This is a genomic window from Microbulbifer mixtoriginis (SeqCode) (genome assembly GCF_052466865.1).
The window spans coordinates 3,967,082-3,993,880 of record NZ_CP174293.1 but is presented as its reverse complement, the minus strand read 5'-3'; the positions used below and the strand labels follow the sequence as shown (position 1 = coordinate 3,993,880).

The window sequence follows — 26,799 nt, the reverse complement described above, 5'->3', positions numbered from 1 at the left end:
GATGAACGACAATTTCCCATTTACTGGGACTGATTGCTAGCAGCTTCGTCATGGCACTTATTTACGCTGTGTGCGTCCAAGGAATGATTTGCTAATTGGAGAGTATTTGTGAATACATCATTTTGGATTGGTCGGTACGGTTTTTCCCGGTGGCTAAGATTTGTACTTTGCGCAGTATTGGTGTCTGCTGTGGTCCCCGCTGCGAATGCCGATCAAAACCCCTATGTAATGATTGAAGGGGTTTCCCAAAAACTGTTGAGTGTGATTCGCTCAAATGCCCAATATGCCAACTCTGATCCGCAGAGATATTACAGCGCTATTGAGGGGGTCCTGACGCCGGTTGTGGATTTTGATTTTATCGCGCGCGGTGTTATGGGGCGTTATGCCAAACAGGCGACTGCATCCCAGCGCTCCCGTTTTTCCAGTGCTTTTCGTCGAGATTTGGTGGCAACATTTGCTCGGGGTGTAGCAAATTTTGGCGACCTCGATGTGAAAGTGGTCAACCCGGGAACTTTGCCCAGTGGGAACCGGGTTAATGTTTTGCAGGAAGTGCGCAGCAAAGAGGGTATTACCAAAGTTTCTTATACTCTGGTGCGTAACCGCGCTGGAGAGTGGAAGCTGATTAACGTTATCTTAAATGGCGTTAATTTGGGTAAAACTTTCCGCAGTCAGTTTTCTCAATCTATGCAGTCTTATGGGGATATCGACAAGGTAATCTCCAACTGGTCCGCAGGACAGGATGTTGCCGATAAAGTGAGCTAGTCGGCGAACTTCAGGGTGCGCAGCTGCGCACCCTCCATGATTCAAGTACACTTGCGTGATGTTTTTTAACTAACGCAAATCCCACCTATGCAACCAGATGAAATCAAAACCCTCATTGAGGGTCATATCCCCGAGAGTAATGTCGACGTCGCCTTTGAAGGTAGCCACCTGATGGTGACTGTGGTGAGCAGCGCCTTTGAAGGCCTAAGCCGCTTGAAAAAGCAACAGCTGGTTTATGCGGCGCTAAATGACAAAATTGCCGACGGCACTTTGCACGCCGTGCAAATGCAGACCCTTACTCCAGAAGAAGCCAGTCGATAACCTGTCGCCTGTATTCAGGCGACTCCCGAAATACGAGACCGAATGGATAAGTTAATAATAGAGGGTGGTAGCCCAGTTTCCGGCACCCTGCGAATTTCTGGTGCGAAGAATTCCGCTCTGCCAATTTTGGCCGCAGCACTTTTGGCCGATGGTCCGGTACATATTCATAACCTGCCACACCTCAATGACATCACCACGATGATCACCCTGCTGCGCTGTATGGGGTGTGATGTCACAATTGATGAGAAGCTGGGTGTTGAAATAGACCCCCGTTCGGTCAACGATCTGACGGCGCCCTACGAGCTGGTGAAAACCATGCGCGCCTCTATTTTGGTTTTGGGCCCGCTACTGGCCCGCCACGGCGTAGCTAATGTCTCTTTCCCTGGCGGCTGTGCGATCGGCAGTCGTCCGGTGGATATCCACCTGAAAGGGCTGGAGGCGATGGGTGCAGAAATAACCATTGACGGTGGTTTTATCCGGGCCCGCTCCAATGGCCGCCTTAAAGGCGCCAATATCGTTATGGAGAAGGTTACTGTCGGTGGTACAGAAAACCTGCTGATGGCGGCAGTTTTGGCAGAGGGCACCACGGTATTGCACAATGCCGCGCGCGAACCTGAGATCGTCGACCTGGCAGAATTCCTAATTGCCATGGGGGCACAGATAGAGGGTGTTGGCACTGACACTATGCGCATCCACGGCGTCCCCAAGTTGGCCCCTTGCACCTTTACCGTTATGCCGGATCGCATCGAGACTGGCACTTTTCTTGCCGCTGCGGCAGCAGCTCGTGGCAAGGTTCGGCTTCTGCATACCCGTGCGGACATCCTCGATGCGGTATTGGTGAAGTTTGAGGAGGCTGGCGCACACCTGAGCTGTGGTGATGACTGGATTGAGCTGGATATGAAGGGCAACCGCCCTAAGGCGGTGAGTTTCCGCACCGCACCCTACCCAGCTTTCCCCACCGATATGCAGTCGCAGTTTACCGCTATGAATGCCGTAGCTGAGGGTAAAGGCGCCGTGGTGGAGACTATTTTTGAGAATCGGCTGATCCAGGTTCATGAGTTGAATCGTATGGGTGCTGATATCACCCTTGAGGGTAATACGGCTTTCGTCACAGGTGTCGAGAAGCTTAAAGGAGCACCCGTGATGGCCTCGGATCTACGCGCTTCAGCAAGTCTGGTGATTGCAGGTATGGTTGCTGAAGGCACTACCACAGTCGACCGTATCTACCACATAGACCGGGGTTATGAATGTATTGAGGAAAAATTACAGCAACTGGGGGCGAGTATTCGCCGAGTACCTGGTTAGCAAGTTGAGACAGCCGCCCCTTTGGTCGGGGCGGCTCTCGAAAAAGAGCCGGCTTAATAATGACTATGCAAATCACGATCGCCTTGACCAAGGGGCGTATCCTGCAAGAAACCTTACCTCTACTCGCAGCGGCGGGTCTGGAACCACTTGAAGACCTAGGGAAAAGCCGCAAGCTGATTTTCCCCACCAACTGCGAGGGGGTGCGCCTGCTTCTCTTGCGTGGTGTAGATGTTCCCACGTATGTGCAGCATGGCGCTGCGGATATGGGGGTTGCTGGTAAAGATACTCTGCTGGAACATCATGCTGACGGTATTTATGAGCCTCTTGACCTCGGTATTGCGCGCTGTCGTCTGATGACCGCAGGGGTGAAGGGGGCCGCTCTGCCGAAGGGGCGGATAAGAGTGGCAACAAAATTTGTTGAGAGCGCCAAGCGACATTACGCCGCTCAAGGGCGGCAGGCGGACATTATCAAGCTGTATGGCGCAATGGAGTTGGCTCCATTGATGGATCTTGCCGATGAAATTGTAGATATAGTGGATAGTGGCAATACCTTAAAAGCCAATGGCCTTGAAGCTCGTGAAATGATTGCGCATATCAGTAGCCGCTTGATTGTCAATAAGGCCGCCATGAAGATGAAGTATCAGCCAATCAGTCAGCTGATTGAAAAATTGTCGACAGCTGTCGCGCAGAACTAGAAGATTTTTAGACGTTATGACTCGCAAGTTTATTGGTCGGCTAAGTGCCGCTGACACAGATTTTGATGGGCAATTAAGGCAGTTGCTCGCTTGGGAGGCGGTGGCCAATAAACAGGTCGAGGAGACAGTTGCAGAAATTCTGCAGCAGGTGCGCAGTCGAGGGGATGCTGCGGTTATTGAATATACTAACCGTTTTGATCGCCGCAATCTTACTGGAGCAGAAGACTTTTGTTTAACTTCACAAGCGTTGACTGAGGCTCTTGCCCGTATTGGATTCGAGGAGCGAGAGGCCCTTGAAGTCTCCGCCCGGCGCGTACGTGAATACCATGAACACCAAAAGCAGGGCTCCTGGCGCTATACCGAGGCAGACGGCACAGTACTGGGCCAGCAGATTACTCCAATGGAGCGTGTTGGCATTTATGTACCTGGGGGTAAAGCCAGTTACCCTTCCTCGGTATTAATGAATGCTATTCCGGCTAAGGTTGCTGGCGTGGATTCAGTGGTTATGGTGGTTCCGGCTCCCGAGGGCGAGATCAGTGATTTGGTTCTGGCCGCGGCAGCGATTGCCGAAGTGGATCAAGTGTTCACTGTTGGTGGTGCACAGGCGGTGGCCGCACTGGCTTATGGCACCGAAACGATTGCCTCGGTAGATAAGATCGTTGGCCCCGGTAATATCTTTGTGGCTAGTGCCAAACGCGCGGTCTTTGGCCATGTGGCAATAGACATGATCGCCGGGCCCTCGGAAATACTCGTTATTTGCGATGGGGCCACCGATCCAGATTGGATCGCGATGGATCTGCTGTCCCAGGCCGAACACGATGAGCAGGCGCAGGCGATTCTACTCTGCCCTGACGCAGAATTTCTCGATGCGGTGGAGTCATCCCTTGAGCGGCTGCTGGCGGAGTTGCCTCGCGCAACAATAGCAGCCAAGTCACTAATGGATCGCGGTGCTCTGATTCTGGTGGACTCTCTTGAGCAGGCAATAAAAATCTCTAATCGTATTGCTCCCGAACATCTGGAAGTTTCTGTGGCTGATCCTGAATCTTTGTTGCCGCAAATTCGTCATGCCGGTGCGATTTTCCTGGGCCGCTATACTGCAGAAGCTCTGGGGGACTATTGCGCGGGGCCCAACCATGTGCTGCCTACCAGTGGTACCGCGAGATTCTCCTCGCCCCTGGGTGTTTACGATTTTCAGAAACGCAGTTCGATTATTTATTGTTCCCCACAAGGTGCCGATCAGCTTGGTCGTGTAGCTGCCACCCTCGCTTGTGGTGAAGGGTTGGAAGCCCATGCTCGCTCTGCCGCCTTTCGGATCAAGAAATAAACGAATACCTTATCGCGGTAACTGGCACCAGTAAGGCACATCATGCGTAAATTACTTCTGTGTTTAGCCGCCCTTAGCCTGGTTGGTTGTGCGACGACTGATGAATATAGCGTTGAAAAATATTCAGGGTTTGAGCAGAGCCTTCCCGCCCTATCCCTATTCGCCAAGATGCCTGGTGAGGATTTTGAACGGCGCTGTAACGACTATTCCGAAAGTTCTCTGCTCAAATATTGTCAGTATGGTGTAGTGGACTACACGGAACTATTGGGGCAACTGGAAGCCTCCACAGCCTTTAGTTCTGTGCACTCTGGTAACGACGATATACCTTACCAATTACTGGTAACTTCTGCCGGTTATTCTGAGGAGGGGATAGAGGATATCGGCGAGGCGGTTATAGCCGGTGCCACTTTGATGTTGGCTCCTATGCGTACCACGCAGGATATCCATATCGATGCAATCCTGACTTGGCACGGCCTTCCCTTGAAACGCTACCAATTAGAGTTTCCGTTCACAACAACAATAAGTCTGTTTACTTCTCCGCTCACCGCAAAGCGGGATTTGGCCAAAGTGGTAGCAGGGGAGCTGATAGCTTTACTGCAGGAAGATAGGGTTATGGCTCCGGAGTATCTCTATCAATCCATTGGAGCGAGTGACTACCACTCGGCTCTGAATTTACCGGAGTCTGTTGGTGAGTATGTGAGCAACCCCCTTGTGCTTGCAAGCCACCCGTTATTTGGGGCTCAAACGCGCTACGTGCACCGTCAGTTTCAGTTCGATTCTGTAGATGTTTTTGTCTACCCAATCCCCAATTGGGAGTGGGGAGATTTGAAGCAGACGCAGGTTGAGGAGCTGGATAGGGTTCGCCAGGAACTTGAGCTGGTGGAGAGGGAGGCTCAGTGGCAGGCGTTGGATCTCAGCGAGGAGGCTTCAGAAATATGGCGCGTGCAGGGGCAGGACATGCCAGTGACCAGGCTTTCCGGTTATTTCCTCGCCGCAGATGGGGAGCGCTTTGATACCCATACCTATTTATTTGTACGCAAGGATAAATTTATTAAGGTGCGAGCTTCTTTTTCCGGAGAGGGGAGAAGCAGGGAGGAGGTAGAGACTTTTGCTAGGGGGCTAATTGCCCAGGCGAATGTACCCAGTGAATCCCGATTTATGGCTAATGTTCGCGAGAATTGGCGGGAAAGGCGGGCCGGAGACTAGCCTGGCCCACGCAATATCCTATTTCTACTGGCTTCCTTCTCTGGGAATTTGGGTTGCCTGCCAGGCGATTACAAACCAGTCTCCCTGGCGTTTCACAAAAGTGCCTGTATTTAAATAATAGTTTTTCTTTCCTTCGATACTATCGTTGGCGACTAATTTGAAAGCTACTACTGCCGTATCTCCGAGTAGGCGAATATCGATATCCTCTGCGGCGTAGTTCACTGTTATTGGCTCATCGCCAGCTGTCTCCATGCCCTGCATGATTTTTGCTTTGCCAAATCGCTTTCCCGCGGAGCTGGTATAGACAAGGTCATCAGCCCAAAAGCGCTGATGGGCCTCGGCACTGCTGGCAGCATTATCGATAAAATAATGTAGTAGTTTTTGGAGTTCCTCTTTGTCATCGGCCCAGCATTGCCCGGCAACAAGAGTCGCGAGGATGGTAAGGATGATTGTGCGCATAGGTTGTCTTCCTTGTTCCCCGGCAGGCTATTCCACAGGGGTTGTTGTGTCAGGCTTGACTGACACGGTAGCTTCCACGGTATGAGACTGCCCCTCTCGAGTGAAGGTAATGGAGATGGTGTCTCCAGGACGCAGGGTTGCCATGGTGGCCTCACCTTGCTTTCCGTCGCCAATGGGGAGTCCATCGATATGGGTGATCACATCTCCAGGTTTGAGTCCGGCGTTATGAGCTGGGCTCTCATTGTAGATGGCAGTAATCATGACGCCACCGGTGGAGAGGAGATTGAATTCCTTAGCCATCTGTGGGCTGATTGCGCTGGCTTCGATGCCTAGCCAGCCGGGTACAACGCGGCCGTAAGCAATAATGTCCTGCATTACTTTAAAAGCGATATTGGCGGGAATGGCGAAGCTGATCCCGCCGGAGTAGCCGGACTGGTTGAGAATAGAAGTGTTAATACCGAGCAGGCGCCCGCGGGAGTCCACCAATGCGCCGCCGGAGTTACCCGGGTTCACGGCAGCGTCAGTTTGCAAGAAATTCTGTAGGTGGCTTCCGGTGCCGGAGTTTTCCAAGTGGCGTCCCTTGGCGCTAATGATGCCTTGGGTGACCGTCTGGCCAACCCCAAAAGGGTTGCCAATAGCCAGAACTACATCGCCTACTTGAGCGGATTCGGGCTCACCAACTGAGATAGAAGTTAGGCTGTCGAGTTCGATTTTCAAAACGGCCAAGTCAAAGTCGGCATCGCTACCGACCATGCGAGCCTGTGCCTCGCGGCCATCGGCGAGCAGAATGACAATAGCGTCTGCCTGGTCGACCACATGGTGGTTGGTGAGAATATAGCCGTTGTCACTGACAATAACCCCAGAACCGAGGTTCGACTGCATGCGTTCCCTCTGTGGGACATTCATATTGTCGAACAAACGGCGAAAAAGGGGGTCATTAAATAGTGGGTGTTGCCGCTGTGGTAGTGCCATGCGGGTATAAATGTTAACTACAGCGGGACCAGCCATATTGACTGCCTGGGCATAGGAAACCGGCCCCTGCCAATCCTCCTGGGGAGGTGTGGGGTTTGTGCCGCGCAACTGCGGAAATATGACCAATAGTAGTGCGGCCATAGCCAAACCTATCAGGGCAGGCAGGGCCCAATCCTGTAAAAAGCGATTTTGGGACACTCGAGACTCCTCATTTGCGCTGATTATACACACCTCTCGCTGGGGATTCGCCGAGTACAGCCTTGCTGCTGTTTCAGTGGTTAGTTCAAGGTGAGTTAGGGGTTCTGCGAGGAGTTTTCTATCCCCCTAGTGACTATTGAGGGTGCGTTAGTGGGGGTATTCAAAAGATCAGCATCAATGACTTCTGTTTAGAAGCCTTCAAGGCAGTCCATTCATATGCTTGCCAGTGTTTATAGTTACCTTGTGGTCCCCAGAAGGCTTATTGAGCTTGATCGAGGGGGGTAAGCTGACCTTTCTCGTCCCAGTTCTTATATCTATGCCCTATTGATGTTGACAGCCCCAAACAGATATTCGGGGATATTTTCCCAGTGTTTATTTCCTGGCTAGATTACCCCCAGCCTTTACTTCGAATATATGTACCATCTTTTAAAAATTGTGTTTTGGTAGAGCATCAATTTCTTAGAGCAGTATTGTTGTTTGGTGGGCTATAGGGGGAGCTATACTCCCCCACTCTGTATAGGTTTGACATTGGTCAGCCTTTATAGATGCGTATAATGGCCAGCCGATAATTGACTAACCGGCAAATTTTGTATTTGGAGACCAAAATGTCCTTAGTTCGTCCCCACGGCAGTGTTGAGCTGCAGCCTCGCTTTGTTTATGACAGCGAGCGGCATCACCAGCTGATGCATGAGGCGGAGTCGTTGCCCTCTATTGTGGTTAGCTCTGCCGCTGCCGCCAACGCAGTCATGCTGGGAGCGGGCTATTTCAACCCCTTACACGGTTATATGAACTTGGCCGATGCGCTGAGTGTTGCTGCCACCTTGCGCACAGTCGACGGCCTCTTTTGGCCTGTGCCGGTGTTGAATGTTGTTGAAGACACCAGTGCTATTGAGGGGGCATCTCGAATCGCCTTGCGGGACCCGAATGTTGAGGGTAACCCGGTGCTGGCGATCATGGATGTGGAATCGATTGAAACCGTATCCGATGAGCAGATGGATGCGATGGCCGAGCAGGTCTTTGGCACCCTGGATGATAAGCATCCCGGTGTTGCCACCTTTAAATCCGCTGGTCGTCAGTTAATTTCTGGCCCTATCGAAGTACTGAACTTTAGTTATTTTATCAACGACTTCCCGGATACCTTCCGCACAGCGGTAGAAATTCGCAATGAATTTGCCGAGCGTGGTTGGAGCAAAGTGGTGGCCTTCCAAACCCGCAATCCTATGCATCGCGCCCATGAAGAGCTGTGTAAGATGGCTCTCGAAGCGGTAGAAGCGGATGGTGTCCTGATTCATATGTTACTGGGGCAGTTGAAGCCCGGTGATATCCCTGCGCCGGTACGCGATGCCTCGATTCGCAAGATGGTCGAGCTCTACTTCCCTGCTAATACCGTAATGGTGACCGGTTACGGTTTTGACATGCTCTATGCTGGTCCTCGCGAAGCTGTGCTGCACGCGTTGTTCCGCCAGAACTGTGGTTGTAGCCACCTGATTGTAGGTCGAGATCACGCTGGTGTTGGAGATTACTACGGTGCCTTCGATGCGCAGACTATTTTCGATGAGAAGGTACCTGAGGGTGCTTTGGAAATCGAAATCTTCCGAGCCGATCACACGGCCTACTCAAAGAAGCTCAATAAAGTTGTGATGATGCGTGATGTACCAGATCACACTAAGGAAGACTTTATTCTGCTGTCTGGAACCAAGGTACGTGAAATGCTGGGGGATGGCATTGCGCCGCCTCCGGAGTTCTCCCGCCCGGAAGTGGCGCAGATCCTGATGGATTATTATCAGAGTCTGTAAGTTTACAACTTAATGAAAAAGGCGGGATATCCCGCCTTTTTCGATTTTACACCGTTGCGAAAAATAGAGCTTATTGGGTTCTTGTTACTTGTTAGCTGCCTGCGTGGGCCTCTTTCTCCAGGCCATAATCTTCATCGAGGGTGCCTTTGGCGCCGGGCTCTTTTGGTGCCCAGTCTTTTGGTGGTTCCATCTCTTGAAGTTGCTTGTCGTCTTCTTTCAGTTTGCCGCTACCGGCTTCAAGCATTTGTCGGCCTATATCCTGGTTGGAGAGGCGTAAAGCGCTATTGGATAGATACTCGTGAACGTCTTTGTAACTTTCGGTCAGGTTGTGAACCAGCTGAGAAGTTTGGTCAAAGTGTTCATTGACCTGTAGCTGGAAATCCTCGAGCTTGCTATTGGCCTCTCGCAGGCGCTGTTCCAGCTCTTGGGTGCGGTCAATACTGGAGCGCCCGCGAATCGCCAGGTAGGCTAAAAAAGCACCCAGCGTCATTCCTAGAATGCCAACTAAAATTAATACCGATGTAGAGTGCACTTCCTACCTCCCGAACTTGCTCTTATATGGCACTGGCGATCCCTGGTGCATGATTATGGATGGCGGTTATTTGGACCGCGATACTGTCTGAGGCCCTGGATGGTCAACGTTAAGTGACTGTCGCCCAATGTTAGCGGGCCCAGTATACGCGATTATTAATCTGACAATTAAGGTTGTTAGTTATTTGCGACACGCCAATTTACCGCCAGTTCCGAATTGCCGGTATAGGCTGGCGAATCGGACGCGGGTAGGGCTTGGCTGGGGTCGCCGATGTTGTACCTTTGTCGCCTAGGCGGCTTTGTGGTGAATTTGGTAGAGTGCGCGCCTGTGATTTAGCTGTTGAAGAATTTTTCATCTATGTTGCCCGCCAAACCTCTCTTACTTTCCCCTCTTGAGCGCTATGAGAATGACCTGCAGCGCCCTGAATTTTTGGAGGACTCGTCCCAGAGGGCAGCGGTTCAGGAGCTGCAAAATCTGCACCTGCGCTTGGTGGCAAGGGCTGAGCGAGGGTTTCTTGCCGGGCTAGTCTCACGTCTGCGCGGCGCCGATGTTGGGCCTGAGCGCGGGCTCTACTTCTGGGGTGGGGTGGGGCGCGGTAAAACCTATCTGATGGATGCCTTCTATGAGTCCCTGCCTTTTGAGCAGAAGCAGCGCACCCATTTCCACAGGTTTATGCGCCAGGTTCATCTGGATCTGAAGGAGTATGCCGGGGAGAAAAACCCGCTGGAAAAGGTAGCCGACAAGATTGCGCGAAGAGCGCGTGTGCTCTGTTTTGATGAGTTCTTTGTCTCCGATATCGCTGACGCTATGATCCTGGCGGGCCTTTTGGATGCCTTGTTCCGCCGTGGGGTGGCTCTAGTGGCCACCTCTAATATCGTGCCGGAAGGGCTCTATAAAGATGGTTTGCAGCGAGCCCGTTTTCTGCCAGCTATAGAACTCCTTCAGCAACACACCAAGGTGGTGAATGTCGATGGTGGCACCGACTACCGGCTGCGCACCCTGGAGTTACTGGAGCTATACCATGCTCCACTCGACAGAGCGGCAGACGAAAACCTGTCCAGCAGTTTCTCCCGTCTGATCGTGGATGGTTGTGAGGTGCGCAGTGATGTCGACTTGCAGGTTGAGGGGCGTCCTATCCGCGCACTGAAGGTGGCAGATGATGTTGCCTGGTTCAATTTTGCAGATCTGTGCGATGGTCCTCGCTCACAAAATGACTATATAGAGTTGGCGCGGGAATTTCATACGGTGCTGTTGGCGGCGGTACCGAAGTTTGATGAGCGCATGGATGCCCAGGCGCGCCGCTTTATCAATTTGGTGGATGAATTCTACGATCGCTGCGTCAAGTTGGTTATCTCTGCAGAGGTACTGGCCGAAGAATTATATGGAGGGCAGCACCTGCGTTTTGAGTTTGAGCGCACGGTCAGCCGGTTATTGGAAATGCAGTCCAGGGAGTACCTGGAGAGGGCGCATCGCCCGGAATAGCCTCGCTTGCCGAGAAGGGTGGGCGCCCCAGAAATCGCTTGAAAAGCGAGCACTCCTTTTGTACTATCCGCGCTCTTTTGTGGGACGGCCCCTAAAACCAGGGGGTCATATTACAGGTGTTTATAACATGAAGACATACAGTGCCAAGCCAGAAGCGGTAAAACGCGACTGGTACATTGTTGACGCTGCGGACAAGACCCTCGGCCGTATTTCTGCCGAGATCGCACACCGCCTGCGTGGCAAGCACAAGCCTGAATACACGCCCCACGTGGACACTGGTGATTACATTATTGTGATCAATGCCGAGAAGGTTCGCGTGACCGGCAATAAGGCCAAAGACAAGATCTACCACAGCCATTCCGGCTACCCCGGTGGTCTCAAGTCCATCAGCTTTGAAAAGCTGATCGAGAAAGCGCCCGAGCGTACCATTCAAAGCGCCGTTAAAGGCATGCTGCCGAAGGGTCCTCTGGGTCGCGCCATGTTCAAGAAGCTGAAAGTATACGGCGGTAGTGAACATCCTCACGCGGCACAACAGCCGATTGAACTGGCGATCTAAACGGGAAGAAATCTGATGGCAACTACTCAATACTACGGTACCGGCCGCCGCAAGACCTCCACCGCTCGTGTATTTATCGTGCCCGGTGAAGGAAAGATCAGCGTAAATGGTCGCGACCTGGACGAATACTTTGGCCGCCAGGTAGCTCGCATGATCGTGCGTCAGCCGCTGGAAAAAGTAGACATGGTCGAGAAATTCGACATCATCGCAACTGTAAAAGGTGGTGGTTCCTTTGGTCAGGCGGGTGCAATCCGTCACGGCCTGACCCGCGCCCTGATGCAGTACGATGAGGAGCTTCGTCAACCGCTGCGCGCCGCTGGTTTTGTTACCCGCGACGCCCGTGAGGTTGAGCGTAAGAAAGTGGGTCTGCGCAAAGCGCGTAAGAAGCCGCAATTCTCCAAGCGTTAAGCTTTCTTTTGGGCCCGGCAATTGCCGGGCTTTTTTCTATCCGGTAGTTGTGACTTTGAATACCCATTTGGGAATTGTTCAATTTCTCGCAATTTCACCGCGCAATTCCAGACGTTCCCCAGGTCTTTGCCTTGTATCAAAATGGCATTTTCTTTAACATTGCGCGGATTTGTATCCGCTTGATTTGTGGGGTTTATTCGCGCGGGCAATCTGCCGGAGCGGAACTTCTTTCAAGACTTTTTGGGTTTGGGCCAGCGCATTTCCGGTCTGTCCGGGATCGCTGTGATGGGAGAACTACGTCATGAGTGATGACGGTGTAAATGTAGGACGGCGCCGTTTTTTAACCGCTGCTACCTCTGTAGTTGGTGGTGCGGGTGCGGTTGGGGTGGCCGTGCCTTTCGTCGCTTCCTGGAAGCCGAGTGCCAAGGCGAAAGCTGCGGGCGCTCCGGTTAAGTACAACATTAGCAAACTTGAGCCGGGTCAGATGGTCACCGTTGAGTGGCGCGGCAAGCCGGTATATGTGGTCCGTCGTACTGACGAGATTTTACAGGACCTGGAAAAGGTGGAGCCGCTATTGCGAGACCCCAATTCCGAAGAGTCTATCCAGCCGGCTTATGTAAACCCGGAAAACCGCTCTATCAAGCCGAAGTTGTTGGTTTTGGTTGGTCTGTGTACTCACCTGGGCTGTGCGCCTATGTACCGTCCCGAAGTCGGTGCCGCCGACCTTGGCGGTGACGAATGGATGGGCGGTTTCTTCTGTCCCTGCCACGGTTCCAAATACGATATGGCTGGCCGTGTATACGCCGGTGTTCCGGCACCTACCAATCTGGAGGTTCCGCCTTATTCCTATGAAAGCGATGCTGTAATCGTGATTGGTGTAGACCAGGAGGGCGCTGCATGAAATGGCTAGCAAATTTCGGTGACTGGGTTGATCAGCGTCTGCCGATCTACCAGGCCTGGGATAAGCATATGGGCAAGTACTATGCGCCCAAAAACTTTAACCTCTGGTACTTCTTCGGCGTATTCTCCCTGCTCGTACTGGTCAACCAGTTGTTGACCGGTATTTGGCTGGTAATGAGTTTTAACCCCTCTGCAGAGGGCGCCTTTGCCTCCGTTGAATACATCATGCGTGATGTGGAGTGGGGCTGGTTGATACGCTATCTCCACTCGACAGGTGCGTCTGCCTTCTTCGTGGTGGTGTATCTGCATATGTTCCGCGGCCTGATGTACGGCTCTTATAAGCCGCCCCGCGAGCTGGTGTGGATCTTCGGTATGTGTATCTATCTGGTGCTAATGGCCGAAGCCTTTATGGGTTACGTGCTGCCCTGGGGTCAGATGTCCTACTGGGGTGCCCAGGTGATCGTGTCCCTGTTTGGTGCGATACCCGGCATCGGTGACACCCTGGTGGAGTGGATTCGTGGTGACTACCTGATTTCAGGTATTACTCTGACCCGATTCTTCTCTCTGCACGTCATTGCGTTGCCGTTGGTGCTGGTATTGTTGGTGGTATTGCACATTCTTGCGCTGCACGAAGTGGGCTCTAACAACCCAGACGGTATCGAGATCAAGAAGAACAAAGACGAGAACGGTATTCCCAAAGACGGCGTGCCTTTCCACCCTTACTACTCGGTTCACGACCTGGTGGGTATTGCGGTATTCCTGTTTATCTTCGCAACCGTGGTGTTCTTCTTCCCGGAGATGGGTGGCTTCTTCCTGGAGTACGCTAACTTCGAAGAGGCAAATCCGCTGAAGACACCGCCACATATTGCCCCGGTTTGGTACTTCACACCCTTCTATGCAGTTTTGCGCGCAGTAACTATGGATATTGGCCCTCTACCGGCTAAGTTCCTCGGTACTGTTGCTATGGGTGCTGCTATTGCGGTGCTGTTTGTGCTGCCCTGGCTGGATAAGAGCCCGGTGCGTTCCATCCGCTACAAAGGCTGGTTGCCCAAGGCATTACTGCTGGTGTTCGCTGCGGTATTTATTATCCTCGGTTATCTTGGTGTTAAATCTCCGACCCCTGAACGCAACTTCCTGTCTCAGGTGGCGACTCTGTTCTATTTCGCCTTCTTCCTGACCATGCCGGTCTGGACGAATCCGAAGAGCAAAAAAGGCATTGGTTCCTGGGTTGTAAGTATCGGCTTCGGTGTGCTGTTCTTGTGGATGGCCGTTGCCAATCTCTCTGTGAATACTTTCATGGCTGTGGTAACCCTTCTACTGGCGGGCTTCTTTGCCGCTCTGCCGTGGATTACTAACCGCGATGACGTATATCCGGAACCTGAGCGTGTAACCAGCCCGTCTGGCGCCAAGACTTTCGGTATCCTGTTTATTGGTATCGTGGTTGTCGGACTGCTGACCCTTATCCCGATTAAGGCCGTAGGTGCCGAGTCCAGTGTTGAGCTGGACCACATCAATATCGACCTGCAGGACAAGCCGTCTCTGCAGCGCGGTGCCAAGTACTTCGTCAACTACTGCATGGGTTGTCACAGTGCCAACTACTCCCGCTGGGAGCGCGTTGCCACCGATCTGGATATCCCCAACGAGTTGATGATGCAGAACCTGGTTCTGGGCAACGATAAGATTGGTAATCTGATGGAGATCTCCATGCGTCCGGATGACTCCAAGGTGTGGTTCGGTGCCACACCTCCGGACCTGACGCTGGTGGCCCGCTCCCGCTCACCGGAATGGCTCTACACTTATCTCCGCAGTTTCTACAAGGATGACAGCCGGGCTACCGGTGTGAACAACCTGGTATTCCCCAGTGTCGCTATGCCCCATGTTTTGATGGAGCTGCAGGGTTTGCCGGAATGTGCCCCGGGTCCTAAGCGCGACCACGGCAAGATTGTGCGCGATGAGTTGGGCAACCCCATTATGGATGCCGATTGTGGCAGCCTGAAAGTCGGTAGTGTGAAGGGCTCCATGAATCCTGAAGAGTTCGACCAGGCTATGTATGACTTGGTCAACTTTATGGAGTACATTGCCGAGCCTATGGCTGAAGATCGCAAGCGCATTGGTTTCTACGTGCTGGCGTTTATTTTTGTATTCTTTATCTTCGCCTGGCTGTTGAACCGCGAGTACTGGAAAGACATACACCACTAAGTTTCGCCGGTTTCTCTTTGATGGGTGGTGGAGTTGCTCCGCCACCCTTTTATATTTTGAAAAGGTTGGCGCTCGCCGACCAACTAGTTTGAGGTAGATTGAACATGGGTGTGCCTACCAACAAGCGCTCCTCGATGACCTTCTTTTCCGATGGTCGCAGTCACTACAGCCACCGCGTGCGCATTGTGCTTGCAGAAAAGGGAGTTTCCGTCGACATCATTGATGTTGATCCCGATGATAAACCAGCCGAGCTCGCTGACCTCAACCCCTATAATTCTTTGCCCACCCTGGTAGATCGCGATTTAGTATTGTTCGAAACCAAGGTGATGATGGAATATCTGGACGAACGTTTCCCGCATCCGCCGTTGCTGCCTGTGTATCCGGTTGCCCGTGCACAGAGCCGCCAGATTATGCACCGCATCGAGCGTGACTGGTGCCCGCTGGTAGATAAAATCTTGGCCGGCGGCAAAGATGTAGCTTCTGCGCGTAAAGAACTGCGCGATAGCTTCGTTGGTATCGCGCCGATGTTTACCGAGTTGCCCTATTTCTTTAATGAAGAGTTCTCTCTGGTTGATTGCTGCATGGCCCCGCTGCTGTGGCGTCTTGAGCAGTTTGAAGTCAGTTTGCCTAAAACCAAGCAGGTTAAGCCGTTACTGGATTATATGGATCGCCTATTTGCTCGCGAAGCCTTCCAGCAGAGCCTGACTGAGTACGAACGGGAAATGCGTTGAGGACACTTTTGTGAGTAAGCCGGCTATGACATCCAATCGCCCTTACATTTTACGGGCGTTCTATGAGTGGATAACCGATAACCGGTGCACTCCCTATATTCTGGTGGATACCCATTTGTCTGGAGTCTTGGTGCCTCAACAGCATGTTAACGACGACGGCCAGATTGTGCTGAATGTCTCGGAAAGTGCTGTGGTTGGCCTGACCATGGACAACTATGCGATCAGATTTAATGCGCGTTTTGGTGGCGTGCCTACCGATATACAAGTCCCGGTAGGGGCGGTTATCGGTATCTATGCCCGTGAAAATGGGCAGGGCATGGTGTTCGAGCCTGAAGAGACCCCGGAACCGCCGGAGCCGACACCGCCTACCAGTTTAGGCAAAAAGTCGGTGAAAAAGCCCTCGCTAAGGGTGGTGAAGTAGTCGCATCAGGATTTCGAAGGGGGCGGTTTTGCCCCCTTTGTTGTTTTTACTCTAGCTTATTTTCGCTCCTCTCTATTTCTGTGACTTACTTCTGAGAATACGCGCTTGCTAGTTGCGTAAAATTGCCTGTTATTTTTTAGTTCCTATTCATCACCATGCCGTCGTATTTGCAGTGGCTGCGTTTTAGCTGGATACCTGGGCTACTTCTGGGTTTACCGCTTGTCCAATACTTACCCTGGCTTGATTTGGCCTTTCTGCACAATGCCCAGCTGCCATTTCTCCTGTTGGTAGGGGCGCTTCTACTCAGTTTTTTTTACCACTCCAGCCGGGTTGGTTTGGCTGCATTGCTGCTGATGGCTTTCTATGGGGCGACTCGCCTGGACTGGTTATTGGGGTGGGAGCAGGACCTACCTATTTACCTGGGATTGATAGCTCTCAATGTGATGCTATTTAGTTGTAGCCGCGATCGTAGTATCTGGGGCTATTTGGGGGGTGTCTGGCTATTGGCGCTTCTTGGGCAGGGGATGGGGCTCTTTTGGATGCAGCAGAACTTTGGTCCACTGTTGCAGCAGTTCTCGTTGCCCCACTTGCCGGCTTGGTCGTTAGCCTTTGAATCGTTCTCCTCCCCACTACCACTTTTGGCCTGTATGGCGGCTTCAATGGGGGCATTCGCTCTATTGATCCTTTACCCAGGACCAACAGCCATGGGGTTGCTAAGTTGCAACCTGCTAATGTTTTATGGGGTTTGGAGTGGTATGCCCTTGATTCCTCTGATGTCTGTAGCGGGCTTACTTCTTCTAACTTCGTTGCTTGGGAGTAGTTATGAGTTGGCTTTTCGCGATGAACTGACCGGGGTTAAGTCTCGGAGGGCGTTTCGCTATCAAATGCTTACACCGGGGTGGCACTATTGCATTGCGATGATTGATATCGATCATTTTAAAAAGCTGAACGACCGCTTTGGGCATCAGCTTGGAGATCAGGTATTGCGGATGGTGGCTACCCAAATTGCCAGATATGCACCGGGGCAATTATTTCGCTACGGTGGTGAGGAATTTGTGTTGCTGATACCGGGGCGTGACCGGGAGGCGGCAGAGAAACAGCTGGAATTTATGCGGGAGAAAATTGCCTCTTACCCTATGCATCTGCGCTCAGGAAAACGTAGCTCTGGGAATAAATTTTGGCGTTCTGAGAACCGTACGGGCCAGCAAGTCAAGGTAACAGTTAGTATCGGCCTTGCCCAGAAAAGCAGGAGATTGAGAAGGGCTGAGGAGATTCTAAAAGCTGCGGACCAGGCACTTTATAAAGCTAAACGCAGTGGTCGAAATCGCATGAGTATCCACCATTGATATAAATCAACCTGATTTGAAAGTGGCGCTTAATTTCTTATTTGCATTGGTTATTTTCGCGCCGACCCCCGATACTGCAAAGCAGGGTATTAAAGGGAGAATAAGCGTGCGGTTACTCAGTCACACTATTGGTATTCTGACCAACCCAGAGAAAGAGTGGAAAGCTATACGGGCGGACAGGCATTCTTTCTTCCAGGTATTCATGACCCATGTGCCATTTCTAGCTTTGATACCTACAGTTGCCGGTTATTTTGGTGTAACTAGGGTAGGGTTTGAAGTAGGCGGGCACTTGGCGAAGCTGACCCCTGAGAGTGCGGCGGTTTTATCAATCGTTACCTATTTTGCTCTTTTGGTTGGTGTTTATTTCCTAGGGGAATTTATCAACTGGATGGCCAGGTCCTATGGGGTCGAGGGGGATGAGCCCACTAGGCACTATGAAGGTACAGCACTCGCCGTTTTTATCACCACACCAATTTTTCTTGCCAGCATTGTCGTGCTTTTCCCACACCCCTGGTTGACCATGGCTGCGGTCGGAATTGCGGGTATGTATTCCATCTATCTGGTGTTTGCAGGCATCCCCATTTTGATGAATATGAATAAAGAGCGGGCCTTCCTTTATGCTTGCGCAGTGTTGACCGTGGCCTTGGTGTTGATGGTCACAGTGCTAATCACCTCCGTTATTTTATGGAGTGTGGGCATAGGCCCAATCTATCAGCACCACGCGCCTTAAGAGTAAATAATTTGCCAGGCTAGTTTTCTTTTAATACTAGGGGCGGCATAGGGCAATCCAGGCTGTCCGCTATCGCTCTGAGCAGCTCAATCTCTTCCGCCTTGATAATGCCATTGTGGTTTAGAGTGTAAACCAACGCTTTTAGCAGTAAGGGCTTTTCTAAAGGCTTCATTTGACAGGCTATAGCGATCGCTTTGTCCAGATGCTGCAGATCGATATCTTTGCGGCTTGGCAGTGGAGTAACCTCTAGCTGTAAAAACTTTAGCCCCTGCTCGTAGGCGCGTTTTGCCGGTAGGTACTCGCTATTACCCGCATGGGCAATGGCTGCGATCAGGAAACGAGAGGCATCGTTACCAGCGCCTTTCTTGTTGGAAAGGCGCTGCCGATCGGGACTCTCTTCCATGGCGTGCATCAATACTCGATACAGGGCCCACTCCCAGATCTCAATCTTTCCATCGCTGCGCAATAGTTTAATCAGGTTTCTCTTGAATACCTGGTATTGCTGTGGAACCAGTACTTTGAGTGCGGGTACGCAGAGATCTAAAAGCGGCAGGCGCGCATTGTCGGGCAGGGCTTTTAGTTGTGGAGCTAACTTGTGCATTTCTCTTACTACCGCGGGATGGGCGATTTTCTTCAATAGCACCATCTGGGTCTCGCGCTCGCTCTCCCCACTGTGCAGCAGCAGATGATAAATCAGAGCACGAGCGATGAAGGGGTCGTGAGCAGCCTGCAGGATAGCGGAGGGGATAGATTCCAGTAGCTGACGGCCGTATTGCACTTGTTGTGCACTGGGGCAGGCAATACTGTTGTCCACCGCTTCCAGGGCGACCTGGAAGGGGGCTGAGTCGACGAAATGGATAGTTGATCCGGAATTTGTTTCTCTAGTTTGTGTTTTTGCAGTGGAGCTTCGCTCATTGAGGTAGAGGCCATTCCAGCTCGGTTCTAGCCGCGCTATGCGTTTGCTCAGGGGAGGGTGGCTGGCGAACAGGTTGAAAAAAGAGCGCTTTAGGCCGCTGCTAAAAAACATATGACTGAACTCAGCCGCTCTGCCACTACTGAGGTTTGAGCCAGTGCTGCAGCCGCCAATTTTCTTGAGGGCGTTGGCAATACCTGCGTTGTTGCGGGTGAACTGGACCGCAGAGGCGTCTGCAAGATATTCCCGTTGCCGACTCACAGCGGATTTGATTAGGTTGCCGAGTAATGTGCCTGCATAGCCCAACACCATCAGAGCTAGGCCCAAAGCAAACAGGGGTATACGACCGCGGTTATCTCTACTGTTGGGGTAGACGCCGCGCACCAGCCAGTGGCCCAGCAGGCCGATAATCAATATGCCGTTCAGTAGGCCGACGATACGGATATTCAGACGTGTGTCGCCATTGAGGATATGGCTGAACTCATGCGCCACCACGCCCTGCAGCTCGTCTCGGTTGAGATTTTCAATGCAGCCGCGTGTAAGACCGATCACCGCATCGCAAGGCTTGTAGCCGGCGGCGAATGCATTGATGGCTTGATCTTCAATCAGGTACACATCTGGCACCGGGGTACCGGAGGCGATGGCCATCTCCTCTACCACATTCAGGGCGCGCTGTTCGGCAGGGCCCTGAGAGGCGATATTGAGTTTGCGCCCGCCCAGCGACTCAGCTACCACTTTACCGCCGGCGGCCAGCTGCTGCAGTTTGTACAGGCTGCCCAGGGCCACGATAGCCACAATGGTAAGTGCTATGTAGCCCACTGTCTGCCAGCCGAGCAGCTGCTCGATCGCTAGTGGGGAAAAAGCCTGGCCGCGGGAATACGAAACCGCAGCGGCAGCCACCAAGGTGGTCAATCCAACCAGCAGAATTAACGCCAACGTAAAGAGTCCGACTAACAAGCCGCTGTTGCGCCTGGCCTTATCCTGGTACTCGAAGAAGTTCATCGCTTAAAACTCGATTCGTGGTGCTACCTGGATGGCTTCGCTGTCGGCAAACTCCAGTAAGCGGCCGTCGGCGCGGTGACCAAAGAATCCCGCCAGTAGAACGGGGGGAAAGCTCTGTTTGTAAATGTTGTAATTGGTGACTGCGTCGTTAAAGGCTTGGCGGGCAAAGGCAACCTTATTTTCGGTGCTGCTCAGCTCCTCGTTGAGCTGCATCATATTCTGGTTGGCCTTGAGATCTGGATAGGCCTCCATAACAGCATTGAAGCGGCCCAGAGCGCTGTTTAGGGCACTTTCAGCACGGCCGAGGTTGTCGATCGCGCTGGCGTTGGAAGGGCTGGCTGCCGCGGCCTTCAGGTCGCTAATGGCGGTGTTGCGTGCACTGACCACCGCTTCAAGGGTATCCCTCTCATGCTGTAAGTAGCCCCTGGCGGTTTCCACCAGGTTGGGGATCAGATCGTGGCGGCGCTTAAGCTGCACCTCAATCTGAGCGAAGGCATTCTCGTTGCGATTTTTTAGGGATACCAGCCGGTTGAAGATGCCGATCCCGTAGAACAACAGTGCGGCCAAAACAACCAGAACGACGATGCTTGAAATCTCCATAATCCCCTCGCCACTTTTTCTTGTGATTGGCGTCGATAGTAACATGCCCCCGTGGCGATCGAGACGTATTGCCCCGGGGTTCTGGCGGAGCGGGGTATGGCTTCGGCTATAATGCCGCGACATTAAAAACAATTGCCGCCACGACAGGGATGGCGGCGCTGAACTGGGAGCAGACAGAATGAGCGATGTAACCTCAGATCCAGTAGTGATCGTTGGAATGGCACGCACCCCAATGGGTGCTATGCAGGGGAGCCTGTCGGCGTTGAGCGCGCCGCAGCTGGGCGCCGCGGCCATTCGCGCGGCGCTGGAAGACGCCGGCGTGTCTCCTGCCGATGTCGATGAAGTACTGATGGGCTGTGTGCTTCCGGCCGGAGTCGGGCAGGCGCCTGCCCGCCAGGCTTCCCTGGCTGCGGGTATTCCCGAAGGCACGCCTACTACCACAGTTAATAAGGTCTGCGGCTCCGGTATGAAGACCGTGATGATGGCCCGCGACGCACTACTCTTGGGTGAAGGCAAAGTCATCGTTGCCGGCGGTATGGAGAGCATGAGTAATGCCCCATACCTGCTGGCCAAAGCTCGCTCCGGCATGCGCTTGGGACACGGCGAGGTCAAGGATTCAATGTTTCTTGACGGCCTGGAAAACGCGGCAGATGGCAAGTTGATGGGCACCTTTGCCGAGAGTACGGCCGAAAAATACGGTTTTACCCGTGAGGAGCAGGATGCTTTCGCACTGGAATCCCTGGCTCGGGCCCAGGCAGCCATCGAAAGTGGCAGTTTCGCTCGTGAGATCGCCCCAGTGACCATCGCTTCTCGTAAGGGCGAGGTAAAGGTTGATACGGATGAGGCCCCCGGCAATGCCCGCCCAGATAAGATTCCCCAGCTGAAGCCGGCCTTCCGCAAGGATGGTACTGTCACCGCGGCCAACTCCAGCTCTATTTCTGACGGCGCCGCCGCCCTGGTGCTGATGCGCAAGAGTGAAGCGGAGAAGCGCGGTCTCAAAGTGTTGGCAGTGATCAAGGCACAGGCTCAGTTTGCCCGCGAACCCGAGTGGTTCACCATCGCTCCGGTGGGCGCCATGCACAAGCTGCTGGAAAACTCTGGTTGGTCCGTCAGCGATGTAGACCTGTTTGAAATCAATGAGGCCTTTGCTGTGGTGACCATGTCGGCCATGCGCGAGCTGGATCTGCCCTGGGAGAAGGTCAATGTGAATGGTGGCGCCTGCGCATTGGGGCATCCTTTGGGCGCGAGCGGTGCCCGCATCCTGACCACCCTGCTGGCGGCGATGGAAAAGCGCGATGTGAAAAAAGGGGTGGCGAGCCTCTGTATCGGCGGTGGTGAGGCCACAGCAGTAGCGATTGAGCGGGTATAGGTCCCGCGCGATAGTTAGAAATAAAAAACGGAGGCTTTTGCCTCCGTTTTTTTGCGCTTGTTCTTTTTGACCGATATCACCAGGCTCTTATTAAGGCCTAGCTACAGTAGCGCGCAGTGGATGTGTTGTTAGTTGATATATTCCACCGCTTTCACCACTTTCTGAACCCCGCCAATCGAGCGGGTGAGGTCAGCAGCGCGCTCGGCCTCGGCTGGGGTGAGCAGTCCCATCAGGTAAACGACTCCGTTTTCCGTCACGACTTTAATGCGCGCACCATCAATTTCTTTGTGAGCGAGTAAGTTGGTTTTTACTTTGGTGGTCAGCCAGGTATCGCTGGTAGAGGCTAGAAAAGTAACTTTACCGCGAACCTGAGTTTCATTGTAAACCTGGCGAACATTTTGTACTTGGCTGGCAGTGCGCCCGGCGAGTAGGCGCAGTTCCTGATCGGGCACCTGTCCAGTGAGTAGCACGACTCCGTTAAAGGAGGTTACATCGATATTTGAGGTCTTCAGATCCGGATGTGCCTTATTGATATTGACCGTCACTATCGTTTCGATTCTCTCGTCATCGATATAGGTGCCCAGTGAGCGTTTGCCGGGATCTTGTTGAATGGGGCCATCGTGGGTAGCCTCCATAACGGTGCTGCAGCCACCGAGTAATGCGGTTGCGGCAAGGGCAGAGAGAAGGCGTTTTCCCAAGGAAAGTTGGTTTTTTTTCATGGTTCAGTCCTCGTAGCCACCAAAAAGGCTGCTGTCGATTAGATCACACAGGCAAAAAATAGTCAGAAGGTGCACCTGGTGTACCTCTGCTGCGACATCAGAAGGCACTCGCAGTTCAATATCGTGTGTGTCTAGCAGGGCTGCACAATCGCCACCGTCGCCACCGGTCAGCGCCAGTATGCCCATATCGCGATCCCGTGCAGCGCGCATGGCTTGAACGAGATTTGAGTCGCGACCATCACTGCTGATAATTACCAAAAGGTCGCCGGGTTGTCCCAGTGCGCGCACTGGGTGCGCAAAGGTATCGGCGCTGCCGTGATTTTGCGCAACGGTGCCCATGGAGACGCCGTCACTGTTAAGGGCCATGGCGGGCAGGCCTGGGCGCTCGCGCTGGAACCCCCCGGTAAGTTGAGAGCAAAAACTCTGTGCCAGGGCGCCGCTGACCCCATTGCCGCAGAGCAGCACCTTGCTCTCTGCCAGCAGTGTGTGCACCACCATCTCACTGGCTTCCGCAATCAGGGGCGCCAGTATCTCACCGGCGTTCATGGTGGCTTCCAGGCTGTGGTGAAAAAGGGTTACGACTCGCTGTTCCATTGTGTCCTTAATACTGGCGAACTGGGGTTCGCCATACTTGGCAAGGTAAATCTCGGTTTTGCCTCAAGCTTCGAAGGCGTTTTTAATCCACTGAATGTTTTGCGCATCGCCCTCTATAGCAAGGACATCGAAGCGGCAGGGACAGTCCAGTTTGTGTTGTTGCAAATAGCCGTGAGCAGTGGCGAGCAGTTTCTGTTGCTTGCGAATATCCACACTGGCTCCGGCCCCGCCGAAACGGTTGTTGCGGCGGAAGCGCACCTCCACAAACACTACAGTATCGCTTTCACGGGCGATAAGGTCTATCTCTCCGTGGCGACTTCGGTAATTTCGTTCGATCAGGGTGAGTCCGGCACGCTGTAAATAGCGTGCCGCGGCGCCCTCCATGTGGGCGCCGATACTGCCTGTGGAGCCTTTAAAAAGTTTCACTATTATCCGCTTGCAGGCTGGGTTGTCGCGCTGGTATCGGGGGTTCTATGGTTGTAATCGGTACCGGTACACCTTTTTCAATTTGAGCCCACATCTGCTCGCGCACTATGCGCCCGTCGGTGCTTAGGCTCAGTGCACCGGTGAGGCCGTGTACTTTTTGCTCTGGGAACTGGCGCAACATTGGCAGACGCGGGTAGAGGCGGAAAGCATCTGCGCCCAGAGCGTAAAGGCGGGCGAATGCTGCCTGCGGGGCTACCTGTTCTTCGATATCCCTTTTGGTTTCACTGTCTTCAAACAGCCAGGGCAGTGCGGTAAAGCGCACGCCATTGATATCTCGATCGCGATTTGGGTTGGCCTGGCCGGCAAAAACATGTGAGGTCGCATAAACCGGCAGGTCTCCAGCATAGAAGTAGGTCAACATGGGGTTGAGCTGTCGCGCCTGCTGCGGCAGGGCGGCAACAAAGACCATGTCGACGTCACCGCGCCGGCGTGGGGTGAACTCCAGTGGCGCCGACAGGCGTCTCTGAAGTGCCTTCTTGCGCGCCTTACTGTCGGGAATGAGTAGGACATCGCTGACCAGGTCAGAAAATTTGCTGTTATTAGTGAAGGTTTCATTGATGCTTACGGAGCCGCCGAGTTGCTGCCACTCCTCCACGAACGTTTCGGCACCACGCTGTCCCCAGCTGCTATTGGTGCTCAAAACCATCGCTTGGCGATGTCCTTGGCGATAGGCGTGACGAGCAATCTGGCGAGCTTCATCCTCAACTGCCAGTCCAAATTGGACCAGGTCGCCAGTAAGTCGGCCCCTGTCGCCATAGTTCAGTGCGAGTGTGGGGACGGGTAGCTTTTCAGTGGCCAGCAAATTAGCGACCTTACTTTTATCGAGAGGGCCGACAACAAACTGCGCCCCCGCGTCTACAGCATTTTGATAAATCTCCTCGAAAGGTTGCTCGCTACCGGTGTCGTACACCAATACCCGAGGCGTTGCTGCACCAGCTTTTAAAGCGGTGTAGTGGGCGGCCATAAAACCATCGCGAATCGCGCGGCCGGCACTGCCCAGTGAGCCACTGATAGGCAGTAATAAGGCAATATTATCTGCCCGCTGCGCAGCTAGGCGTTCCAGTAGTTGCAGTGCCTCGGGTGGGTGGGAATTGGCACTGTGTGCCGGCCAGCGCTCCCGCCAGCGGCTCAGGGCGGTGAGTTGAGAGCTGATATCGGCCTGGGTATCGCGCCCCAGCAGGGCGAGCTGATACCAGCCGCGCATCTGGGTATCGCTGCTACTGTTAGCGCGCTGCTGAAGTTCGCTGGAGGGCAGCTGGGTCAGCAGTTGCCAGAAGCCGTTGTTGTTCTCGGTGATACTTTCATCAGATTGGGCCAGGTAGGAAATCTCGCGGCGCTCAGATATAGCGCTATCCAAGTCTCCCAAAAGCCCCCATAGGTCGGCACGCAGGTTTCGCAACGGCAGGGCGGTATCGCGGGGTAGTTGCCTCCAGACGCTGTCGAGGCGCGTCGAGGTTGCTAGGTCTAAAGCCTCGAAGAAATCGTCATTATCAACCAGTAGATGGCCGTAAACCTGGGCGTAGCTGGCAAACAGAGTGTCGTTGAGCTGCTCGGGAATTATTTGGGTTACTGCGTCTTTGGCCGTCTCTTTGTCGCCCAGCTCGTATAGAATAGCCGCCGCTTGCAGACGCTGTTGGTCCCTAGCGGGTGCCGGCAGGGTATCTGCGCGGCGCAGCAGCCGCAGGGCATCACTGCGGCTGACTTGGTGGTTTGCCGGATAGGAGGGCTGGTAGCCCCCAGGCCGTGAGGCTGGAGTCTGGCAGGCAGCTAAGGCCAGTGTCAGAGCGGCGGCTGCCACGCTGGTGATCACAGTAGAGGTACGCCGGGAAGAGGCGAACATATTCTTCTCCCGCAATATTTATATTTGGAGTGAACAGCTATGGGGCCGGATCAGGCGCTGCTATATATTGTTGCTACGCCCATCGGTAATTTGGCCGATATGGTACCGCGAGCGATTGAAGTTCTACAATGCGCCGATCTGGTTGCGGCAGAGGACACACGTCACAGTCAGAGACTCTTTTCCCATTTCAATATCGATACGCCGCTAATGGCCTATCACGATCATTCCGATGGCAAGCGTACGGGACAGATACTACATCGCCTGGAGCAAGGGCAAACGGTGGCGCTGATCTCCGATGCCGGTACCCCACTAATCTCCGACCCCGGCTATCGTCTGGTGCGCGAGGCGCGAGAAAAGGGTGTTCGCGTGGTGCCTATCCCAGGCGCCTGTGCCTTTGTCGCCGCGCTGAGTGCTGCCGGCTTGCCCAGTGACCGTTTTAGCTTTGAGGGTTTTCTACCCTCCAAATCCGGCCCCCGTGAGCGAGCATTACAGGAGTTGGCATCAGACAGCCGCACTCTGGTTTTCTATGAGGCACCCCATCGGGTCGCAGATACCTTGCAGGCGATGGCAGAGATTTTTGGCGCTGAGCGCGAAGCGGTCATTGCGCGGGAGGTGAGCAAGGCCTTCGAGACATTCCAGTTGATGCCTTTGGGTGAGTTGGTAAATTGGGTGCGTTCCGACAGTAATCAGCAGCGAGGAGAGATTGTATTGTTGGTGCGTGGTGCTGAGCGTCGCCGCGACAATGCGCTGGATGGAGAGGCGCAGCGAGTGATGACTCTGCTACTGGCCGAGTTACCGCCGAAAAAGGCCGCCGCTATTGCTGCGGAGATTACCGGTGTTAATAAGAAGGTCCTGTATAACTGGAGCCTGGAGCAAAAATAAGGCGCTGTCTTTCACGGTTCAGGGAAAATGCCTGTTGCATTCCGGCTGTCG

27 protein-coding genes are annotated in these 26,799 nt (G+C 53.4%); 18 read left to right on the top strand and 9 right to left on the bottom strand.

All coding sequences use genetic code 11. The annotated features are described in order from the left end of the window. Nucleotides 1-108 precede the first annotated feature (108 nt). The 6 genes from ACJJJA_RS18020 (at nucleotide 109) to ACJJJA_RS17995 (ending at nucleotide 5,613) form a co-directional block, all read left to right on the top strand. Nucleotides 109-762, top strand: coding sequence for an MlaC/ttg2D family ABC transporter substrate-binding protein (locus ACJJJA_RS18020; RefSeq protein WP_252082995.1), 654 nt, complete (start codon nucleotides 109-111; stop codon nucleotides 760-762). Nucleotides 763-849: 87 nt separating this feature from the next. Next, complete coding sequence (locus ACJJJA_RS18015) at nucleotides 850-1,083, top strand: BolA family protein (RefSeq protein WP_444884033.1); 234 nt, start codon at nucleotides 850-852, stop codon at nucleotides 1,081-1,083. Between the two features lie 42 nt (nucleotides 1,084-1,125). Further along, nucleotides 1,126-2,388: a UDP-N-acetylglucosamine 1-carboxyvinyltransferase gene (murA, locus tag ACJJJA_RS18010; RefSeq protein ID WP_444902957.1), complete on the top strand. Its 1,263-nt coding sequence runs from the start codon at nucleotides 1,126-1,128 to the stop codon at nucleotides 2,386-2,388. Nucleotides 2,389-2,447: 59 nt separating this feature from the next. Next, nucleotides 2,448-3,083: an ATP phosphoribosyltransferase gene (gene hisG, locus ACJJJA_RS18005; RefSeq protein WP_444902956.1), complete on the top strand. Its 636-nt coding sequence runs from the start codon at nucleotides 2,448-2,450 to the stop codon at nucleotides 3,081-3,083. A gap of 16 nt (nucleotides 3,084-3,099) precedes the next feature. Beyond that, nucleotides 3,100-4,407 carry a histidinol dehydrogenase gene (gene hisD, locus ACJJJA_RS18000; RefSeq protein ID WP_444902955.1) on the top strand — a complete coding sequence of 436 codons (1,308 nt, stop codon included), beginning with the start codon at nucleotides 3,100-3,102 and terminating at the stop codon, nucleotides 4,405-4,407. 42 nt (nucleotides 4,408-4,449) lie between these two features. Next, the gene (locus ACJJJA_RS17995; RefSeq protein ID WP_444902954.1) at nucleotides 4,450-5,613 is read left to right on the top strand and encodes a hypothetical protein; all 1,164 of its coding nucleotides are present in this window, start codon (nucleotides 4,450-4,452) and stop codon (nucleotides 5,611-5,613) included. A gap of 24 nt (nucleotides 5,614-5,637) precedes the next feature. Here ACJJJA_RS17995 and ACJJJA_RS17990 read toward each other — a convergent pair whose 3' ends face one another. Further along, nucleotides 5,638-6,072, bottom strand: a complete 435-nt coding sequence (locus ACJJJA_RS17990) for a nuclear transport factor 2 family protein (protein ID WP_444902953.1) — start codon at nucleotides 6,070-6,072, stop codon at nucleotides 5,638-5,640. 27 nt (nucleotides 6,073-6,099) lie between these two features. Further along, nucleotides 6,100-7,242, bottom strand: coding sequence for a S1C family serine protease (locus ACJJJA_RS17985; protein ID WP_444884038.1), 1,143 nt, complete (start codon nucleotides 7,240-7,242; stop codon nucleotides 6,100-6,102). A 605-nt stretch (nucleotides 7,243-7,847) separates the two neighbouring features. Here ACJJJA_RS17985 and sat point away from each other — a divergent pair. Beyond that, complete coding sequence (gene sat / locus ACJJJA_RS17980) at nucleotides 7,848-9,038, top strand: sulfate adenylyltransferase (RefSeq protein ID WP_444884039.1); 1,191 nt, start codon at nucleotides 7,848-7,850, stop codon at nucleotides 9,036-9,038. Nucleotides 9,039-9,129: 91 nt separating this feature from the next. Here sat and ACJJJA_RS17975 read toward each other — a convergent pair whose 3' ends face one another. Continuing rightward, complete coding sequence (locus tag ACJJJA_RS17975; RefSeq protein ID WP_252082986.1) at nucleotides 9,130-9,570, bottom strand: Z-ring associated ZapG family protein; 441 nt, start codon at nucleotides 9,568-9,570, stop codon at nucleotides 9,130-9,132. 357 nt (nucleotides 9,571-9,927) lie between these two features. Between ACJJJA_RS17975 and zapE the strand changes: the two genes are divergently transcribed. The 9 genes from zapE to ACJJJA_RS17930 all read left to right on the top strand — a co-directional run bounded on the left by zapE (nucleotide 9,928) and on the right by ACJJJA_RS17930 (nucleotide 18,343). Continuing rightward, on the top strand, nucleotides 9,928-11,052 hold the full coding sequence (gene zapE / locus ACJJJA_RS17970; RefSeq protein WP_444902952.1) for a cell division protein ZapE: 1,125 nt from the start codon (nucleotides 9,928-9,930) through the stop codon (nucleotides 11,050-11,052). Between the two features lie 127 nt (nucleotides 11,053-11,179). Then, entirely contained in the window at nucleotides 11,180-11,608 is a 429-nt protein-coding gene (rplM, locus tag ACJJJA_RS17965) for a 50S ribosomal protein L13 (RefSeq protein ID WP_152454552.1), read from the top strand. Between the two features lie 15 nt (nucleotides 11,609-11,623). Next, a complete protein-coding gene (rpsI, locus tag ACJJJA_RS17960) occupies nucleotides 11,624-12,016 on the top strand; it encodes a 30S ribosomal protein S9 (protein ID WP_252082984.1) in 393 nt (130 codons plus the stop codon). A gap of 301 nt (nucleotides 12,017-12,317) precedes the next feature. Then, nucleotides 12,318-12,917, top strand: a complete 600-nt coding sequence (gene petA, locus ACJJJA_RS17955) for a ubiquinol-cytochrome c reductase iron-sulfur subunit (protein WP_444884041.1) — start codon at nucleotides 12,318-12,320, stop codon at nucleotides 12,915-12,917. Next, nucleotides 12,914-15,115 (top strand): ubiquinol-cytochrome c reductase, encoded by a 2,202-nt coding sequence (locus ACJJJA_RS17950; RefSeq protein ID WP_444884042.1) that lies wholly within the window; start codon nucleotides 12,914-12,916, stop codon nucleotides 15,113-15,115. Before petA ends, ACJJJA_RS17950 begins: the two co-directional genes overlap by 4 nt. Nucleotides 15,116-15,219: 104 nt before the next feature. Next, entirely contained in the window at nucleotides 15,220-15,846 is a 627-nt protein-coding gene (locus tag ACJJJA_RS17945; protein WP_252082981.1) for a glutathione S-transferase N-terminal domain-containing protein, read from the top strand. Nucleotides 15,847-15,871: 25 nt separating this feature from the next. Then, nucleotides 15,872-16,267, top strand: coding sequence for a ClpXP protease specificity-enhancing factor (locus ACJJJA_RS17940; protein WP_252086012.1), 396 nt, complete (start codon nucleotides 15,872-15,874; stop codon nucleotides 16,265-16,267). Nucleotides 16,268-16,434: 167 nt separating this feature from the next. Further along, nucleotides 16,435-17,613 (top strand): GGDEF domain-containing protein, encoded by a 1,179-nt coding sequence (locus ACJJJA_RS17935; protein ID WP_444902951.1) that lies wholly within the window; start codon nucleotides 16,435-16,437, stop codon nucleotides 17,611-17,613. Nucleotides 17,614-17,719: 106 nt separating this feature from the next. Next, nucleotides 17,720-18,343 carry a Yip1 family protein gene (locus tag ACJJJA_RS17930; protein WP_444889628.1) on the top strand — a complete coding sequence of 208 codons (624 nt, stop codon included), beginning with the start codon at nucleotides 17,720-17,722 and terminating at the stop codon, nucleotides 18,341-18,343. A 19-nt stretch (nucleotides 18,344-18,362) separates the two neighbouring features. Here the strand turns inward: ACJJJA_RS17930 and ACJJJA_RS17925 are convergent, their stop codons facing one another. Together ACJJJA_RS17925 and ACJJJA_RS17920 are read right to left on the bottom strand one after the other, a co-directional pair. Beyond that, nucleotides 18,363-20,258, bottom strand: a complete 1,896-nt coding sequence (locus ACJJJA_RS17925; protein WP_444902950.1) for a M48 family metallopeptidase — start codon at nucleotides 20,256-20,258, stop codon at nucleotides 18,363-18,365. 3 nt (nucleotides 20,259-20,261) lie between these two features. Next, nucleotides 20,262-20,858, bottom strand: a complete 597-nt coding sequence (locus ACJJJA_RS17920) for a LemA family protein (RefSeq protein WP_444884045.1) — start codon at nucleotides 20,856-20,858, stop codon at nucleotides 20,262-20,264. A 178-nt stretch (nucleotides 20,859-21,036) separates the two neighbouring features. Between ACJJJA_RS17920 and ACJJJA_RS17915 the strand changes: the two genes are divergently transcribed. Next, nucleotides 21,037-22,227 carry a thiolase family protein gene (locus ACJJJA_RS17915; protein WP_444886954.1) on the top strand — a complete coding sequence of 397 codons (1,191 nt, stop codon included), beginning with the start codon at nucleotides 21,037-21,039 and terminating at the stop codon, nucleotides 22,225-22,227. 128 nt (nucleotides 22,228-22,355) lie between these two features. On the opposite strand, the gene ACJJJA_RS17910 is transcribed toward ACJJJA_RS17915, so the two are convergent. From ACJJJA_RS17910 to ACJJJA_RS17895, 4 genes are all read right to left on the bottom strand, one after another. Continuing rightward, a complete protein-coding gene (locus tag ACJJJA_RS17910; protein WP_252082975.1) occupies nucleotides 22,356-22,946 on the bottom strand; it encodes a BON domain-containing protein in 591 nt (196 codons plus the stop codon). A gap of 3 nt (nucleotides 22,947-22,949) precedes the next feature. Next, nucleotides 22,950-23,540 (bottom strand): SIS domain-containing protein, encoded by a 591-nt coding sequence (locus tag ACJJJA_RS17905; protein ID WP_226645585.1) that lies wholly within the window; start codon nucleotides 23,538-23,540, stop codon nucleotides 22,950-22,952. Nucleotides 23,541-23,603: 63 nt separating this feature from the next. Further along, nucleotides 23,604-23,966: a YraN family protein gene (locus ACJJJA_RS17900; protein ID WP_444902949.1), complete on the bottom strand. Its 363-nt coding sequence runs from the start codon at nucleotides 23,964-23,966 to the stop codon at nucleotides 23,604-23,606. Further along, complete coding sequence (locus tag ACJJJA_RS17895; RefSeq protein ID WP_444902948.1) at nucleotides 23,953-25,866, bottom strand: penicillin-binding protein activator; 1,914 nt, start codon at nucleotides 25,864-25,866, stop codon at nucleotides 23,953-23,955. Before ACJJJA_RS17895 ends, ACJJJA_RS17900 begins: the two co-directional genes overlap by 14 nt. A 39-nt stretch (nucleotides 25,867-25,905) precedes the next feature. Between ACJJJA_RS17895 and rsmI the strand changes: the two genes are divergently transcribed. Then, nucleotides 25,906-26,748 (top strand): 16S rRNA (cytidine(1402)-2'-O)-methyltransferase, encoded by an 843-nt coding sequence (gene rsmI / locus ACJJJA_RS17890; protein WP_444902947.1) that lies wholly within the window; start codon nucleotides 25,906-25,908, stop codon nucleotides 26,746-26,748. Nucleotides 26,749-26,799: the final 51 nt, after the last annotated feature.

Excerpts from the sequence above, each read along its gene's own strand:
- ACJJJA_RS18015 (WP_444884033.1), top strand. The coding sequence starts at position 850 with ATGCAACCAGATGAAATCAAAACCCTCATTGAGGGTCATATCCCCGAG.
- murA (WP_444902957.1), top strand. The coding sequence starts at position 1,126 with ATGGATAAGTTAATAATAGAGGGTGGTAGCCCAGTTTCCGGCACCCTG.
- hisG (WP_444902956.1), top strand. The coding sequence starts at position 2,448 with ATGACTATGCAAATCACGATCGCCTTGACCAAGGGGCGTATCCTGCAA.
- hisD (WP_444902955.1), top strand. The coding sequence starts at position 3,100 with ATGACTCGCAAGTTTATTGGTCGGCTAAGTGCCGCTGACACAGATTTT.
- ACJJJA_RS17995 (WP_444902954.1), top strand. The coding sequence starts at position 4,450 with ATGCGTAAATTACTTCTGTGTTTAGCCGCCCTTAGCCTGGTTGGTTGT.
- ACJJJA_RS17990 (WP_444902953.1), bottom strand. The coding sequence starts at position 6,072 with ATGCGCACAATCATCCTTACCATCCTCGCGACTCTTGTTGCCGGGCAA.
- sat (WP_444884039.1), top strand. The coding sequence starts at position 7,848 with ATGTCCTTAGTTCGTCCCCACGGCAGTGTTGAGCTGCAGCCTCGCTTT.
- zapE (WP_444902952.1), top strand. The coding sequence starts at position 9,928 with ATGTTGCCCGCCAAACCTCTCTTACTTTCCCCTCTTGAGCGCTATGAG.
- rplM (WP_152454552.1), top strand. The coding sequence starts at position 11,180 with ATGAAGACATACAGTGCCAAGCCAGAAGCGGTAAAACGCGACTGGTAC.
- rpsI (WP_252082984.1), top strand. The coding sequence starts at position 11,624 with ATGGCAACTACTCAATACTACGGTACCGGCCGCCGCAAGACCTCCACC.
- petA (WP_444884041.1), top strand. The coding sequence starts at position 12,318 with ATGAGTGATGACGGTGTAAATGTAGGACGGCGCCGTTTTTTAACCGCT.
- ACJJJA_RS17950 (WP_444884042.1), top strand. The coding sequence starts at position 12,914 with ATGAAATGGCTAGCAAATTTCGGTGACTGGGTTGATCAGCGTCTGCCG.
- ACJJJA_RS17945 (WP_252082981.1), top strand. The coding sequence starts at position 15,220 with ATGGGTGTGCCTACCAACAAGCGCTCCTCGATGACCTTCTTTTCCGAT.
- ACJJJA_RS17940 (WP_252086012.1), top strand. The coding sequence starts at position 15,872 with ATGACATCCAATCGCCCTTACATTTTACGGGCGTTCTATGAGTGGATA.
- ACJJJA_RS17925 (WP_444902950.1), bottom strand. The coding sequence starts at position 20,258 with ATGAACTTCTTCGAGTACCAGGATAAGGCCAGGCGCAACAGCGGCTTG.
- ACJJJA_RS17920 (WP_444884045.1), bottom strand. The coding sequence starts at position 20,858 with ATGGAGATTTCAAGCATCGTCGTTCTGGTTGTTTTGGCCGCACTGTTG.
- ACJJJA_RS17915 (WP_444886954.1), top strand. The coding sequence starts at position 21,037 with ATGAGCGATGTAACCTCAGATCCAGTAGTGATCGTTGGAATGGCACGC.
- ACJJJA_RS17910 (WP_252082975.1), bottom strand. The coding sequence starts at position 22,946 with ATGAAAAAAAACCAACTTTCCTTGGGAAAACGCCTTCTCTCTGCCCTT.
- ACJJJA_RS17905 (WP_226645585.1), bottom strand. The coding sequence starts at position 23,540 with ATGGAACAGCGAGTCGTAACCCTTTTTCACCACAGCCTGGAAGCCACC.
- ACJJJA_RS17895 (WP_444902948.1), bottom strand. The coding sequence starts at position 25,866 with ATGTTCGCCTCTTCCCGGCGTACCTCTACTGTGATCACCAGCGTGGCA.
- rsmI (WP_444902947.1), top strand. The coding sequence starts at position 25,906 with ATGGGGCCGGATCAGGCGCTGCTATATATTGTTGCTACGCCCATCGGT.